The sequence below is a fragment of the Actinomadura madurae genome, assembly GCF_047130825.1.
Lineage (GTDB): Bacteria > Actinomycetota > Actinomycetes > Streptosporangiales > Streptosporangiaceae > Spirillospora > Spirillospora madurae.
The window spans coordinates 1,623,252-1,636,995 of record NZ_CP083237.1 but is presented as its reverse complement, the minus strand read 5'-3'; the positions used below and the strand labels follow the sequence as shown (position 1 = coordinate 1,636,995).

The 13,744-nt window shown below is 74.2% G+C and carries 13 protein-coding genes; 7 read left to right on the top strand and 6 right to left on the bottom strand.

The features are described 5' to 3' along the window. The first annotated feature begins 36 nt into the window (after nucleotides 1-36). Nucleotides 37-2,232, top strand: coding sequence for an acyl-CoA dehydrogenase (locus tag K8Z49_RS07680; protein WP_075024211.1), 2,196 nt, complete (start codon nucleotides 37-39; stop codon nucleotides 2,230-2,232). 7 nt (nucleotides 2,233-2,239) lie between these two features. Here the strand turns inward: K8Z49_RS07680 and K8Z49_RS07675 are convergent, their stop codons facing one another. After that, nucleotides 2,240-2,596, bottom strand: a complete 357-nt coding sequence (locus K8Z49_RS07675) for a hypothetical protein (protein ID WP_021598964.1) — start codon at nucleotides 2,594-2,596, stop codon at nucleotides 2,240-2,242. A 128-nt stretch (nucleotides 2,597-2,724) separates the two neighbouring features. Between K8Z49_RS07675 and K8Z49_RS07670 the strand changes: the two genes are divergently transcribed. Genes K8Z49_RS07670 through K8Z49_RS07660 form a run of 3 tightly spaced genes read left to right on the top strand, consistent with a single transcriptional unit; the run spans nucleotide 2,725 to nucleotide 5,436 of the window. After that, on the top strand, nucleotides 2,725-3,171 hold the full coding sequence (locus K8Z49_RS07670) for a hypothetical protein (protein ID WP_143118781.1): 447 nt from the start codon (nucleotides 2,725-2,727) through the stop codon (nucleotides 3,169-3,171). Then, on the top strand, nucleotides 3,168-4,037 hold the full coding sequence (locus tag K8Z49_RS07665; protein ID WP_021598962.1) for an AAA family ATPase: 870 nt from the start codon (nucleotides 3,168-3,170) through the stop codon (nucleotides 4,035-4,037). Before K8Z49_RS07670 ends, K8Z49_RS07665 begins: the two co-directional genes overlap by 4 nt. Before the next feature lies 1 nt (nucleotide 4,038). Continuing rightward, nucleotides 4,039-5,436, top strand: coding sequence for a vWA domain-containing protein (locus K8Z49_RS07660; protein WP_021598961.1), 1,398 nt, complete (start codon nucleotides 4,039-4,041; stop codon nucleotides 5,434-5,436). Nucleotides 5,437-5,449: 13 nt separating this feature from the next. Here the strand turns inward: K8Z49_RS07660 and K8Z49_RS07655 are convergent, their stop codons facing one another. Further along, a complete protein-coding gene (locus K8Z49_RS07655) occupies nucleotides 5,450-6,835 on the bottom strand; it encodes an MFS transporter (protein WP_075024208.1) in 1,386 nt (461 codons plus the stop codon). 90 nt (nucleotides 6,836-6,925) lie between these two features. Between K8Z49_RS07655 and K8Z49_RS07650 the strand changes: the two genes are divergently transcribed. Together K8Z49_RS07650 and K8Z49_RS07645 are read left to right on the top strand one after the other, a co-directional pair. After that, nucleotides 6,926-7,420: a winged helix-turn-helix transcriptional regulator gene (locus K8Z49_RS07650; protein ID WP_021600420.1), complete on the top strand. Its 495-nt coding sequence runs from the start codon at nucleotides 6,926-6,928 to the stop codon at nucleotides 7,418-7,420. 74 nt (nucleotides 7,421-7,494) lie between these two features. Beyond that, on the top strand, nucleotides 7,495-9,165 hold the full coding sequence (locus K8Z49_RS07645; protein ID WP_024935093.1) for an adenylate/guanylate cyclase domain-containing protein: 1,671 nt from the start codon (nucleotides 7,495-7,497) through the stop codon (nucleotides 9,163-9,165). On the opposite strand, the gene K8Z49_RS07640 is transcribed toward K8Z49_RS07645, so the two are convergent. The 3 genes from K8Z49_RS07640 to K8Z49_RS07630 form a co-directional block, all read right to left on the bottom strand. Further along, complete coding sequence (locus K8Z49_RS07640; RefSeq protein ID WP_075024207.1) at nucleotides 9,162-9,920, bottom strand: hypothetical protein; 759 nt, start codon at nucleotides 9,918-9,920, stop codon at nucleotides 9,162-9,164. The genes K8Z49_RS07645 and K8Z49_RS07640 overlap by 4 nt on opposite strands. 78 nt (nucleotides 9,921-9,998) lie before the next feature. Continuing rightward, the gene (locus tag K8Z49_RS07635) at nucleotides 9,999-10,631 is read right to left on the bottom strand and encodes an MBL fold metallo-hydrolase (RefSeq protein ID WP_218163884.1); all 633 of its coding nucleotides are present in this window, start codon (nucleotides 10,629-10,631) and stop codon (nucleotides 9,999-10,001) included. Beyond that, nucleotides 10,628-11,713: an S-(hydroxymethyl)mycothiol dehydrogenase gene (locus K8Z49_RS07630; protein WP_021599118.1), complete on the bottom strand. Its 1,086-nt coding sequence runs from the start codon at nucleotides 11,711-11,713 to the stop codon at nucleotides 10,628-10,630. Before K8Z49_RS07630 ends, K8Z49_RS07635 begins: the two co-directional genes overlap by 4 nt. A 160-nt stretch (nucleotides 11,714-11,873) precedes the next feature. Here K8Z49_RS07630 and K8Z49_RS07625 point away from each other — a divergent pair, with 160 nt between their 5' ends. Further along, nucleotides 11,874-13,133, top strand: coding sequence for a hypothetical protein (locus K8Z49_RS07625; RefSeq protein ID WP_412517893.1), 1,260 nt, complete (start codon nucleotides 11,874-11,876; stop codon nucleotides 13,131-13,133). Here K8Z49_RS07625 and K8Z49_RS07620 read toward each other — a convergent pair. Continuing rightward, nucleotides 13,126-13,701: a hypothetical protein gene (locus tag K8Z49_RS07620; RefSeq protein ID WP_021599116.1), complete on the bottom strand. Its 576-nt coding sequence runs from the start codon at nucleotides 13,699-13,701 to the stop codon at nucleotides 13,126-13,128. The two genes, K8Z49_RS07625 and K8Z49_RS07620, sit on opposite strands and share 8 nt — an antisense overlap. Nucleotides 13,702-13,744: the final 43 nt, after the last annotated feature.

Sequence of the window (13,744 nt, the reverse complement as noted above, 5' to 3'; positions counted from 1 at the left end):
GAATCGCGGTCAAAAGGTCTGAGAGAGGGTTCACGCATGGCCATCGGGCTGACCGAGGAGCACGAGGCGCTCGCCGAATCGGTGCGCGGCTTCGCCGACCGCAACATCCCCGCGACGGCCGTCCGGGCCGCGCTGGACGCCGACGAGGAGACCAGGCCCGCGTTCTGGCCGGCCCTCGCCGAGCAGGGCCTGCTCGGCCTGCACCTTGACGAGGAGCACGGCGGGCAGGGCTTCGGCCTGCTGGAGCTGGCGGTCGTCCTGGAGGAGCTCGGCCGCGCCGCGGCGCCGGGCCCGTTCCTGCCGACCGTGCTCGCGAGCGCGGTCATCGACGCCTCCAGCAACGCCAAGCTGCGCGCGGAGCTCCTGCCGGGGCTGGCCGACGGGTCGAGGACGGCCGCGGTGGCGCTGGACGGCGAGCTGACCGGCCGCCGCGACGGCGACTCCCTGGTGGTCTCCGGGACGTCGGCGACGGTGCTCGGCGCCGCGCTCGCCGACGTGCTCGTCCTGCCGGTGTCGGACGGTGACGGCGAGCATTGGGTCGCGGTCGACGCGGCCGACCTCACCGTCACGCCGGTCGTGAGCCTGGACCGGGTCCGCCGCGTCGCCTCCGTCGAGGCCTCCGCCGTCGCCGTCGCCGCCGACCGCGTCCTGGACGGCCTCACCACCGGCCGGGTCAGGGACATCGCCGCCGCCCTCTTCGGCGCGGAGGCCGCGGGCCTGTCCGGCTGGCTGGTGTCGACCGCGGCCGAGTACGCCAAGGTCCGCGAGCAGTTCGGCCGCCCGATCGGGCAGTTCCAGGGCGTCAAGCACAAGGCCGCCCGCAGCCTCATCGCGCTGGAGCAGGCCCGCGCCGCCGCGTGGGACGCCGCCCGCGCGCTCGACGAGGGCACCGGGGACGCCGGGTTCGCCGCCGCGGTCTCAGCCGTGATCGCGCTCGACGCGGGCGTGCAGACCGCGCGCGACGCCATCCAGATCCTCGGCGGCATCGGCTTCACCTGGGAGCACGACGCGCACGTCTACCTGCGCCGCGCCCTCACCCTGCGGGCGCTGCTCGGCCCGTCCAAGGAGTGGGCCGCCAAGGTCGCCGGGCTCGCGCTGGACGGTGGGCGCCGCGAGGTCGTGCTGGAGCTGGACGAGGACGCCGCGCCGCTGCGCGAGCGCATCCGCGCCGAGGTCGCCGAGCTGGCCGCGATCGAGGACAAGGCCGAACTGCACGCCCGGCTGGGGGACGAGGGCTGGACCGTCCCGCACTTCCCCGAGCCGTGGGGGCGGGAGGCCGGGCCGGTCGAGCAGATCCTCATCCAGCAGGAGTTGCGTGCCGCGAAGGTCAAGACCCCTAACCTCGGGATCGGCGCCTGGCTGGTGCCCTCCCTCGTTCGGTACGGGTCGGACGAGCAGAAGGAGCGGTTCCTGCGCCCGACGCTGCGCGGGAAGATCGTCTGGTGCCAGCTGTTCTCCGAGCCGGGCGCGGGCTCCGACCTGGCGTCCCTGTCGATGAAGGCGGAGCGGGTCGAGGGCGGCTGGAAGCTCACCGGCCAGAAGATCTGGACGTCGCTCGCCCACCAGGCCGAGTGGGGCTTCTGCATCGCCCGCACCGACCCCGACGCGCCGAAGCACGACGGCATCACCTACTTCCTGATCGACATGAAGTCGGCGGGGGTGGACGTTCGCCCGCTGCGCGAGCTGACCGGTGACGCGCTGTTCAACGAGGTGTTCCTCGACGGCGTCTTCGTCCCGGACGAGCACGTGGTCGGCGAGGTGAACCGGGGCTGGCAGGTCGCGCGCAACACGCTGTCCAACGAGCGGGTGTCGCTGTCCACGGGCGGCGGCCTCGGCATGGGCGTCCCCGAGCTGCTGGCGTTCTTCGCCCGGCGGGAGCCGGACGCGATCGCGGCCGCCGAGGTCGGACGGCTCGTCGCGCAGGGCCAGTCGATCGACCTGCTCGGCCTGCGGACGACGCTCAAGCAGCTGAACGGCGTGGAGCCGGGCGCGGAGGCCAGCGTCCGCAAGCTCCTCGGCGTCCAGTTCAACCAGGACGTCGCCGACTACTGCTGGGCGGCCCAGGGCACCGCCGCGGCGACGGAGGTGCCGATGGCCGAGAGCGGCATCGTGGGCCGCGCCATGCTGTTCAGCCGCGCGATGACGATCTACGGCGGGACCACGGAGGTGCAGCTCAACATCATCGGCGAGCGCATCCTGGGCCTCCCCCGCGACCCCGAGCCCGGTAGGTGACCGAGCGCTAGCGGCGCGGCCGGAAGGTGTAGGTGAAGTTCACCAGCACGATGGCGGCGAGAGCGAGCAGCAGCCCCGGCAGGCCGGCGTTGACCACCCCGATCGCGCTCAGCGGGATCGCGGCGAGCAGCGACAGCACGGCCATGGCGAGACTGTGATCGCGGTCGCCGCCCTCGCGCCGCGGCTCCGGCTCAGGCCAGGCCCGGGACCGCGGCCGCGGCGCGGCGGCGGCACGCGCGTCCAGCGCCTCCTCGATGCGGTCCACGACCGTCTCGATGAAGGCGTCGTCGTAGTCGGGCCCGAGCTCGCGCCGGGCCGCCATGGCCGCCGTGATGTCCTCGCGCGGCAGTTTCGGGGGCGTCATGGTTCCGTTATAGGCGGGTTCGCTCGGACGCCGCGTCACCCTGCCGGGCGAGCTCTCGGCTCACCCTCAGGTGTGAGCGGACTCGTCGGTAAACTTCCGCTTTCGCCCCAGAACATCCGGAGGTATCCGTGACAGTGCGGGCCCGTTCGACCGCCCTCGCCGTCTGCGCCGCCGTGGCGGGGCTGCTCCTCGCGGGGTGCGGCGGCGGCGAGAAGAAGGACGCCGCCGGTTCGTCCGCGCCGCCCACCACCCTGGCGCCGCTGCCCGCGGTCCGGCCCGCGGACATGAAGCCGCTGGTCGGACGCTGGGTCGGCGCGGCCAAGGACTACTTCCAGTTCACGGCCGACGGGAGGGGCGTGTGGGTACGGGCGGGCCAGAAACTGTGGAGCGGCTCGGTCATCCCCGAAGGCGGCGGGAAGTACCGCTTCTCCTGGAAGGGCGGTGACCCACAGACCGCGTCCTATTGGGGGGTCGCCCTGAGCGAGAACAAGACGTCCTTCGTGTTCGCCGGCACCAACCAGACCTACAAGAAGGCCGCGGTGAAGACGCGCGCCACGAAGAGGGGCAACGGATGACCGACGGGATGTTCGCCTCGCCCGCCGATGTGGAGCGCAGGCTGGCCGGCGTCCGCTACCTCGCGGACGAGGCGATCGCGACGACCGTCTACCTCGCGCAGGCGCTCGGCAAGCCGCTGCTCGTGGAGGGCCCCGCCGGGGTCGGCAAGACGGAGCTGGCCAAGGCCGTCGCGACCGCGACCGGCGCGGAGCTGATCCGCCTCCAGTGCTACGAGGGCCTGGACGAGGCCCGCGCGCTCTACGAGTTCAACTACAAGAAGCAGCTCCTCGCCATCCAGGCCGCTCCGGCGGACCGGGCGTGGCAGGAGACCCACGACGACATCTTCTCCGAGGAGTTCCTGCTCGAACGGCCGCTGCTGGCGGCGATCCGGCGGGCGGACCCGACCGTCCTGCTGATCGACGAGGCGGACAAGGCCGATGTCGAGGTGGAGGGCATGCTGCTGGAGGTCCTGTCGGACTTCCAGGTCACGATCCCCGAGCTGGGCACGGTCGCCGCCGTCCGCCGCCCGTTCGTGGTGATCACTTCGAACGCGGCGCGGGAGCTGTCGGAGGCCCTCAAGCGCCGCTGCCTCTACCTGCACCTGGACTACCCGGCGCCGGACCGGGAACGCGACATCGTCCTCGCCCAGGTCCCGGGGATCGAGGCGGAGCTGGCCGAGCAGCTCGTCCGGACCGTGGGCACGCTGCGCGACCTGGAGATCAAGAAGGCGCCGTCGATCGCCGAGACCGTCGACTGGGCCCGCACCCTGCTCGCCCTCGGGCTGGACGACCTGGACGAGGCCGCCGTCGGCCGGACCCTCGGCGTCGTCCTCAAGCACGTCTCCGACCAGGAACGCGCGGCCAGGGAACTCGGGCTGAAGGGCTGACATGGCGTCCCTGGTCGACCGGCACACCGGGTTCGTCGCGGAGCTGCGGCGGGCCGGGCTGCCGGTGTCGGTCGCCGAAGGGCTGGACGCGGTGCGGGCCATGCAGGCGGTCGACCTGCTCGACCGCGAGTCGCTGCGCGCCGCCTACGCGGCGACGGTCGTCAAACGGCCCCAGCACCGCCCGACGTTCGACACGCTCTTCGACCTGTGGTTCCCTGCGGCGGTCGGCGACGGCGCGGGCGCCGGGCCCGCTCCGGGACGGGACGCCCGCACGCTGGACGACGACGGCCGTCCCGTCCCGCCGGCGCTGGACCCCCGGGTGCAGGCCCGCCGCGGCGAGCTGGCGGACCTCCTGCTCGCCGGGGACGACGCCGGGCTGCGCCAGTTCGCCCGCTTGGCCGTCGCCGAGTTCGGCCGGACGCCCGGGCAGGAATCGTGGTTCTCGTCCGGCGTCCTGAACGCGCTGTCGCCGGAGACGCTGATGGCGCGGCTGCTCGGCGCCGTCCTCGGCGGCCAGGAGCGCGGCGGCATGGCCGAGCGGGTCGCGCGCCGCACGTTCCGCGACCGCATCGCCCGGTTCCAGGACCTCGTCGCGGGCGAGGTGCGGCGCCGCATCGCCGAGGACACCGGCGTGGAGCGGACCGCCCGGATCGCCGTCCGGCCGCCGCTGGAGCGGCTCGACTTCGCCGGCGCCACCCGCGCCGAGATGGAGGCGCTGCGCCGCGAGGTGTACCCGCTGGCGCGCAAGCTCGCCTCCCGGCTCGTGCAGAGGCAGCGGCACGGCAGGCGCGGGCGGCTCGACTTCCGCCGGACGGTCCGCGCGTCCCTGGCCAGCGGGGGAGTGCCGCTCACCACCCACCACCGGCCGCGGCGCCCGCACAAGCCCGAACTGGTCGTGCTGTGCGACGCCAGCGACTCGGTGTCGGCGTTCGCGCACTTCACGCTGCTGCTGACGTTCGCGCTGCGGGAGCAGTTCAGCAAGGTCCGCGCGTTCGCGTTCATCGACGCCACCGACGAGATCACCAAGTACTTCGCCCCGGGCGTGGACGTCGCGGACGCGATGACCCGCCTCGCCGCCGAGGCCGACCTGGTCTGGATCACCGGGCGGTCCAACTACGGGCACGCGATCAAGGTGTTCGACGACCGGTACCGCGACGCGATCACGCCGAAGACGTCCCTGCTGATCCTCGGCGACGCCCGCTCCAATTACGGCGAGCTGTCGCTGCCGATCCTGCGGTCGCTGGTGGACCGCGCCCGCCACGCCTACTGGCTCAACCCCGAGCCGCGCAGGCAGTGGGACACCGGCGACTCGGCCGCGTCCCGTTACGGCGAGCTCGTCCCCATGTACGAGTGCCGCAACCTGACGCAGCTCGCCGCGTTCGTCGAGGAACTCGCCTAGCCGGCCGGCCCGCTCAGGCCCGCTCGCGGATCACCAGGGCCAGTCCCGCGTAGGCGAGGGCGGCGGCGGCCGAGACGACCAGCGCGACGTTCGTGCCGTGCGCCAGCGCGGACGGGTCGTGCCCCGACCCGGTCGCGATGGCCCCGACGATCGCCACGCCCAGCGACGCGCCGATGTAGCGGGCGGTGTTGTTGGCGCCCGCGCCCATGCTCGCGCGGCCGGCGGGGACGCTCTCCACGGCCAGCCGGGCGAGCATCGCGTTGGTCACGCCGCTGGCGACGCCGGCGGCGGCCAGGCCGGGGGCCAGCCGCCACCAGTGCGCGCCGGGCGCCAGGCCCGCCATCGCGAGCTCGCTGCCGGCGGCGAGCGCGAACCCGCCGGCCAGCAGCCGCCGGACCGGCAGCCGCGCGGGAAGGCGGTGCGCCTGCAGCGCGACGACGAACGACAGCGCCGACCAGATCGCGAGCACCAGCGCCGCCCCGACCGGGGACAGGCCCATCACCAGGATCATCATCGTCGCGAGGTAGGTCATGATCCCGATCACGGAGAGCCCGGTGACGAGCGCCCCCGACACCGACAGCAGGAACGCGGGCCGCCGGAACAGCGCCAGGTCGACCATCGGTTCCCGCCGCCGCGCCTCGACCAGGGTGAACGCGGCGAGCAGGACGGCCGCCGCCGCGAACAGCGCGAGCACGCCCGGGGCGGTCCAGCCGGTGCGCCCCCAGGTGATGGCCGCCAGCAGTGCCGCCACGCCCAGGCTCATGGTGACCAGACCCGGCACGTCGAGCCCGCGCGGGCGCTCGGCCCGGGACTCGCCGAGCCCGCGGGCCGCCGCCGCGCCGAGCAGCACCGCCGCGGCGACCGTCGCCCAGTACCACGACCGCCAGCCGGCGGCGACGGTCAGCCCGGCGGCCGCGATCGGGCCGAGCGCGATGCCGAGGCCGACCATCGCGCCCCACATGCCGGTGGCGCGCGCCCGGCGGGGGCCGGACTCGAACGAGGCGCCGAGGATGCCGAGGCCGGTCACCAGCAGCGCGGCGCTCGCCGCGCCCTGCGCGATCCGGCCCGCGATGAACACCGGGGCGTTGGGCGCGAGGGCGCAGGCGACGCTGGAGACGGCGAGCGCCGCCGCGCCGATCACGAACGTCCGCTTGCGGCCGTGGTCGTCGGCCAGGCTGCCGGCGGCGAGCAGCGCCGCCGATAGGCCCAGGCTGATCGAGCTCATCAGCCAGATCTGCGCGGTCGGCCCGGCGTGCAGCCCGCGGGCGGTCTCGGCCAGAGTCGCCGCCGGGGCGCAGTAGTTCATCAGCGCCAGCAGGGTGGCGGCGGCCGTCAGCGTCAGCGCGGCGGCGGAGCCGGGCGCGCGCCGTGCGGTCCGGGGGGTCGCCAGGGTCGTCATCCGGTCTCCAGGTTCAGTGAACGAACTGATGGGGTGACGGTAGCACGCGGAGTTCAGTGAACGAACCTCGGAGTGGGTAGTGTGGTGCGCATGGCACTCGGCAAGGACTACGCGGCGCAGGACTGCTCGCTGGCCCGCGCGCTGGAGGTCGTGGGGGAGCGCTGGACGCTGCTCATCGTCCGGGACGCCTTCTACGGCGTCCGCCGGTTCAGCGACTTCCTCGTCCACCTGGACATCCCCCGGGCGGTGCTGTCCGCGCGCCTCCAGGCGCTCGTCGACACCGGCGTCCTCGTCAAGGACGGCCACGACTACGTGCTGACGGACAAGGGCAAGGATCTGTGGCCCGTCGTCCATTCCCTCGCCCGCTGGGCGGAGGACCACCTGTCCGCCGAACCGTGCCGCCTGTTCGTGCACGTGGCCTGCGGAACCCAGGTGGGCCCGGACGGGACCTGCGCCGCGTGCGGGCGCCATGTGAAGCCGGAGGATCTGGAGATCCACGCGGGCCCCGGCGTCCGCCGCCGCACCGACCCGGTCAGCATGATCCTGCGCTCCCCGCACCGGCTCTTCGACCCGATCCGCACCTGAGTGAGCAATCCCTCCCCGAGGTCGCTCCGCGGGCGTGGCGATACGGCCGATCCGACCGGATAACCTGCACGCTCATGGAGACCGAACAGGCGGAGCCCGCGCCGCGACCGGGGCGGACCCCGATCGGTCTCGCCACCGGCGGCGGCCGGCCGGGCGGCCCGGCCCCGGCCTCCTCCCAGGCGCCCCGCCGGGGGCCCTGGCTCGGCCCCCTGTGGCGCTTCGTCGACGGGGCGCCCGGCGACTCGCGCGCCCGCATCGCCCGCCGGGCCCGCATCCTGGTGACCGTCGCCACCGGCCTCGCCAACCTCGGCGGCGCCCTGGTCGTGCTGGCGTTCGCGGTCGTCGTCCCCGACCCGGTCGGCGAGGTCTCCGAGCGGCTCCGGCTCGTCAACCTGATCGTCTTCGCCGCCTACGTCGCCGCCGCGGTGCCCGTCGGGCTCCTGCTCGGCGAGCGGTTCTTCCGCCGCGTCCGGCGCATGGCCGAGGCGCACGACGAGCCCGACCGGCACGAGCGCCTCCTGCTGCTGTACGGGCCGCTGCGGCTGATGGCGCTGCACCTGACGCTCTGGGGGATCGGGACGGTCGGCTGGGTCGTCATCAACGCCCCGTTCTCCGCGCTGCTGGCCGTCAAGCTCGGCCTGACGAGCCTGCTCGGCGGCCTCACCACCTGCACGGTCGTCTACCTGCTGACCGAGCGGCTGCTGCGGCGCACGGTGACCGCGACGCTGCGCAGCGAGATGCCGCGCCGCACCGGGCTGCCCGGCGTCGTCGCCCGCTCCGTGCTGGCCTGGGGGCTCGGCACCGCCGTCCCGATCCTCGGGCTGATCACCCTGGCGATCGGCTCGTTCCTCATCGCGAAGATCACCGTGCGGGACTTCGCGGTCGCCGTGCTCGCCCTCGGCGGCATCGCGCTGATCGTCGGCCTCGGCGTCACCTACGGCGCCGCCCGCGCCATCGCCGACCCGGTCGAGTCGGTCCGGCTCGGCCTCGCCCGTGTCGAGCGCGGCGACCTGGACGTCGAGGTGCCCGTCTACGACGCCAGCGAGGTCGGGCTGCTGCAGGCCGGGTTCAACCACATGGCCGCCGGGCTGCGCGAGCACGAGCGGCTCCAGGACCTGTTCGGCCGCCAGGTCGGCGCGGACGTCGCCCGCGTCGCCCTGGAGCGCGGCATCGACCTCGGCGGCGAGCTGCGCGAGGTCGCGGTGATCTTCGTGGACCTGCTCGGCTCCACCCGGCTGGCCGCCGACCGGCCGCCCGGCGAGGTCGTCCGGCTGCTGAACGCCTTCTTCGCCGTGGTCGTCGAGGTCATCGGCGCGCACGGCGGGTGGATCAACAAGTTCGAGGGCGACGCCGCGCTGGCGGTGTTCGGGGCGCCGCTCGCGCTGGAGGGCGCCCCCGGCCGCGCGCTCGCCGCCTCCCGGGAGCTCGACCGGCGGCTGCGCGCGGACGTCCCCGAGCTGGAGGCGGCCATCGGCGTCTCGGCGGGCGAGGCCGTCGCCGGGCACATCGGCGCCGAGGAGCGCTTCGAGTACACCGTGATCGGCGACCCGGTGAACGAGGCCGCCCGCCTGACCGACATGGCCAAGACCACCGCGGCGCGGGTCCTGGCGGCCGGCTCCCTCCTCTCGCAGGCCTCCCCGGGGGAGGCGGCCCGCTGGTCGCTCGGCGACGAGGTCACCCTGCGGGGCCGGACCCGGGCCACCCGGCTCGCCTCACCCCGTCCGGGCGACCGCGTCCCGTCCTAGGACGGGACGAGGGTGGCGCCCTTCAGCGTGGTGTAGAAGGGCGAGCCGGACATGAGGGATCCCTTCTCCTCGCCGAGGTAGACGTCGGCGTGGTTCTCGCCGCCGTATCCCGGACGGAAGAGATCGGTGACCGTCCAGCGAGCCTTCCGGAACCTCTCGCACACCTCGGCGGGAATCGGCCGCCCGTTCCCGTCCCCGCCGCACCCGGCGATCGCGAACCGCTGCCCGCGCGCGAGGACCGACTTGTCGGCCGCCGCCGACACCCACGGCTTGAGGGGACGCCCTCGCGAGTCGCGCGTGGTGTCGTCCAGCCAGAAGCCCACGCTGTGCGACCAGTTGAGGTACCGGCCCCGCTGCGGGCCCGCGGTGATGCGTCCGCTGCCCTCGGTCTGGACGACCTTCAGGAAGTCCGCCGGATAGCTGCCGAGCGGTGTCTTCCCATGCGAGCAATGGAACCGGGTGCAGCCGCGCACCGCCTTCCGTTTGCCGCGGTAGAGGCTTTCCAGCGCCGTGTAGTACGTGGTGATGCGCCACCCGCCCTGCCGCCCGAGCAGAGCCGGAGCCGACGACGACGAGGAGGGCGGCGACGCCGGGACGGCCGAGGTGGGCGCGGGCACGGTCGATGTGGGGACCCTCGATGCGGGGACGGTCGGCGGGGGCACGGCCGGCGGCTCGGCGCCCGCGCCGCGAGCGCTCTGGCCGCAGCCCGCGACGGCCGCGCACAGCAGGAGCGCCAGGGGTGCCCTGCGCCGCATCGCACCCCCTAGGGCCGCGGTGGAATCCGGGACGGCTCGCCCGCCACCGCGGACCCTATCGCCACCTCGCCGCGGCGGTCAGTGGCCGCGCGCCATCCACTCCTCCAGGTGCGGTGCCTCGGCCCCGATGGTGGTCGAGTCGCCGTGCCCGGTGCGGACGACCGTGTCCGCCGGGAGCGTCAGCAGGCGCTCCCGGATCGAGGTGATGATCGTCGGGAAGTCGGAGAACGAGCGCCCGGTCGCGCCCGGACCGCCGTTGAACAGGGTGTCGCCGGAGAAGACCGTCCCCAGCGCGGGCGCGTGCAGGCACACGGCCCCGGGGCTGTGGCCCGGCGTGTGCAGGACGGTGAGGTCCGTGCCCGCGACGCTGATGACCTGGCCGTCGGACAGGTCGCCGTCGGGGGAGGAGTCCGGGTGCTTCTGCTTCCACAGCATCAGGTCGTCCGGATGCAGCAGGACGGGCGCGCCGGTGCGGGCCTTCAGCGCGGGCGCGGCGTCGATGTGGTCGTCGTGCCCGTGCGTGGACACGATCGCCACCAGCCTCCGGCCGCCGAGCGCCTCCGCGATCGCCCCGGCGTCGTGCGCGGCGTCGATGACGATCGCCTCGCTGTCGTCGCCGACGATCCAGACGTTGTTGTCGACGTCCCATGTCCCGCCGTCCAGGGAGAACGTCCCGGACGTGACGACGTGGTCGACGCGGGCCGCCATCAGAGGACCACCACCGACCGCAGCACGTCGCCGTGGTGCATCTTCTCGAAGGCGGCCTCGACACCGTCCAGCTCGATCGTCTCCGACACGAACGTGTCGAGGTCGAGGCGGCCCTGGAGGTAGAGGTCGATCAGCATCGGGAAGTCGCGCGAGGGCAGGCAGTCGCCGTACCAGGACGACTTGAGCGACCCGCCGCGCCCGAAGACCTCCAGCAGCGGCAGCTCCAGCTTCATCTCCGGCGTCGGCACCCCGACCAGCACCACGGTCCCGGCCAGGTCGCGGGCGTAGAACGCCTGCTCGTAGGTCTCCGGGCGGCCGACCGCCTCGACGACGACGTCGGCGCCGAACCCGCCGGTCAGCTCCCGCACCGTCTCGACGACGTCCTTGTCCTTGCCGTTGACGGTGTGCGTCGCGCCGAGCGAGGAGGCGGTGGCGAGCTTGCGCTCGTCCAGGTCCACCGCGATGATCGTCGCAGCCCCGGCCAGCCGGGCGCCGAGCACCGCCGCCGCGCCGACGCCGCCGCAGCCGATGACCGCGACCGAGTCGCCGCGCCCGACCCCGCCGGTGTTGATCGCCGCGCCGAGCCCCGCCATCACGCCGCACCCGAGCAGGCCCGCGACCTCGGGCCGGGCCGCCGGGTCGACCTTCGTGCACTGCCCGGCCGCGACGAGCGTCTTGTCGGCGAACGCGCCGATCCCGAGCGCGGGCGACAGCTCGGTGCCGTCCTCGAGCGTCATCTTCTGCTTCGCGTTGTGCGTGTTGAAGCAGTACCAGGGACGTCCCCGCAGGCAGGCCCGGCACTGGCCGCACACCGCCCGCCAGTTCAGGATCACGAAGTCGCCGGGCTCCACCTCGGTCACCCCGTCGCCGACCGACTCGACGACCCCGGCCGCCTCGTGGCCCAGCAGGAACGGGAACTCGTCGTTGATCCCGCCCTCGCGGTAGTGCAGGTCGGTGTGGCAGACCCCGCACGCCTGGACCCTGACGACCGCCTCCCCGGGCCCGGGGTCCGGAACGATGATCGTCTCGATCCGCACCGGCCGTCCCTTGCCCGGTGCGACGACCCCGCGTACCTGCTGCGCCATGCTCCCGCCTCTCATAGCCTCGATCTTTCCCGACCCTATCCATCCCGCCTCCGGCCCGCCCGTGCCCTTCTGTTGCCTGGAAGGCCCTCTCAGGTAGGGGGTGGGAGATCACCTGCGTGCGCGATGCGGGTTCGGGCGGGCGGAACGAACGCTGGACCCCATGAAACGCACCATCTCCGCCCTGACGGCCGGCCTGGCGGTCGCCGCCGTCACCGCCACCGTGACCGCCACCATGCCCGCCACCGCGTCCGCCGGTGTCCCCGAGCGGCCCGCCGTCGGCCACGAGCACACCGCTCGCGGGCACCTCGTCTCCGCCGTCCATCTGCGCACCATGCCGGCCGGCCAGGTGCGCGCCTGGCTGGCGACCGAGGGGTTCGACGCCGCGTCCGTCCGGTACGGCGTGGACACCTACCGGCTCGTGTACCGGACGATCGACACCCGCGGCCGGGCGACGACGGCCAGCGGCCTGCTCGTGCTGCCCCGCAACGACGACCGCCGCCTGCGCACCGTCTCCTACGCGCACGGGACCATGAACTACAAGCCGGACGCCCCGTCGACGGCCGGCGACGTCTGGGGGCCGGGGCCGGCCGTGACCTTCGGAGCCGCGGGCTTCGCCGCCGTCGCCCCCGACTACCTCGGGCTCGGGAAGGGGCCGGGCGCGCACCCGTGGAAGGACGTGCCGTCCGAGACGTCCGCGTCCCTCGACATGTTGCGCGCGGCCCGCCAGTTCGTGCCGCGGGAGGGCCGGGTCCTCGACGGCCGGGTGCTGGTCACCGGGTTCTCGCAGGGCGCCTCGTCCGCGCTCGGCCTGGCCCGGGCCCTGCAGGAGGGCGCCGACCCGCACTTCCGGCTTCGTGCCGCCGCCCCGATCAGCGGCGCCTACGACTTCCGCGGCGCCGAGCTTCCGGCCTTGGTGAACGGCGAGGTGGCCCCGAAACTGGCCGTCGCCTACACCTCCTACCTGCTCACGGCGTGGAACCGCATCCACGGCGGTATCTACAGGCAACCGTCCGATGTGTTCCAGGAGCCGTACGCGAGCCGGGTCGAGAAGTTCTTCGACGGCACGACTCCCGGGCAGGTCATGCTGGAGGGCCTTCCCGACGAGCTCGGCCAGCTCCTCACCCCTCGGGGATTCCGGCTCCTGCGCCACCCGTCCGGGACGTTCGCCGAGGCGCTGCGCGTGGACGCGCAGGTGTGCACGGCATGGACCCCGCGGGTCCCCGTGCGCCTCTACAAGATCAGCGATGACGAGCAGGCCGTCGACGCCAACACCCCCGCCTGCGTCGCGGGCTTCCGCGCACGCGGCGCGGACGTCCCGGTCGTCGACGTGGGCGACACGGTCTACGAGGGCTCCCGCCATCTCGGCGCGAACCTGGCCGGCACCGCGATGATCGTCCGCTGGTTCGGCGCGCTCAGCTGAAGCGGATGGCCTGGAGCTTGTCGGCGGCGTCGCGGTCGAGGACCGTGACGCCGGCGGCGGGCGGGAGGGGGTCGCCGCTGCGGGCGCGGTCGATCAGCGGCCGCCAGCGGCGGCAGTGCCGGGCGAACGTGGTGGCCGTGACGACGCGGCCGCGGGCGAACTGGCCGGCGCGGGCCGTCTCGGGGGCGACGTCGATGAGGATCAGGTGCAGCGTGCGGCCCCGGCGGCGCGCCAGCCAGGCGAAGCAGTAGAGGATGTGCGGCCAGGTGCCGCGGGTGTGCGCGACGACGGCGTGCCCGGCGACGATCGCGCGGCCGATGCGCCACACGTGCGTGGCGTGCACGAGCGGGGTCCGCATCCGCACGGGCAGCGGGCGCAGGAACCGCGCCCACCAGTTCCGGGCCTGCCGCGAGTCGATCACGAGGACGTCGTCGGCGCACACCGGTGCCGTCTCGTCGCCGTGCAGCCCGTACAGGCGGTTGAGCAGCGTGCTCTTGCCGGCCCCTGGGAGGCCGGCGACCAGTACCAGGGAACCCGCGGGGTAGCGCAGGGCGGGTCCCGGATCCACCTCGTGGGGTTCGCGGATGTCGACTCCTGGGCTCGGGCGGAAG

Bases quoted from the DNA above. Each gene is read 5' to 3' on its own strand.
- K8Z49_RS07645 (WP_024935093.1), top strand. From the start codon at position 7,495: ATGGAGACCGAACAGGCGGAGCCCGCGCCGCGACCGGGGCGGACCCCG.
- K8Z49_RS07650 (WP_021600420.1), top strand. From the start codon at position 6,926: ATGGCACTCGGCAAGGACTACGCGGCGCAGGACTGCTCGCTGGCCCGC.
- K8Z49_RS07665 (WP_021598962.1), top strand. From the start codon at position 3,168: ATGACCGACGGGATGTTCGCCTCGCCCGCCGATGTGGAGCGCAGGCTG.
- K8Z49_RS07625 (WP_412517893.1), top strand. From the start codon at position 11,874: ATGAAACGCACCATCTCCGCCCTGACGGCCGGCCTGGCGGTCGCCGCC.
- K8Z49_RS07675 (WP_021598964.1), bottom strand. From the start codon at position 2,596: ATGACGCCCCCGAAACTGCCGCGCGAGGACATCACGGCGGCCATGGCG.
- K8Z49_RS07660 (WP_021598961.1), top strand. From the start codon at position 4,039: ATGGCGTCCCTGGTCGACCGGCACACCGGGTTCGTCGCGGAGCTGCGG.
- K8Z49_RS07640 (WP_075024207.1), bottom strand. From the start codon at position 9,920: ATGCGGCGCAGGGCACCCCTGGCGCTCCTGCTGTGCGCGGCCGTCGCG.
- K8Z49_RS07680 (WP_075024211.1), top strand. From the start codon at position 37: ATGGCCATCGGGCTGACCGAGGAGCACGAGGCGCTCGCCGAATCGGTG.
- K8Z49_RS07630 (WP_021599118.1), bottom strand. From the start codon at position 11,713: ATGGCGCAGCAGGTACGCGGGGTCGTCGCACCGGGCAAGGGACGGCCG.
- K8Z49_RS07655 (WP_075024208.1), bottom strand. From the start codon at position 6,835: ATGACGACCCTGGCGACCCCCCGGACCGCACGGCGCGCGCCCGGCTCC.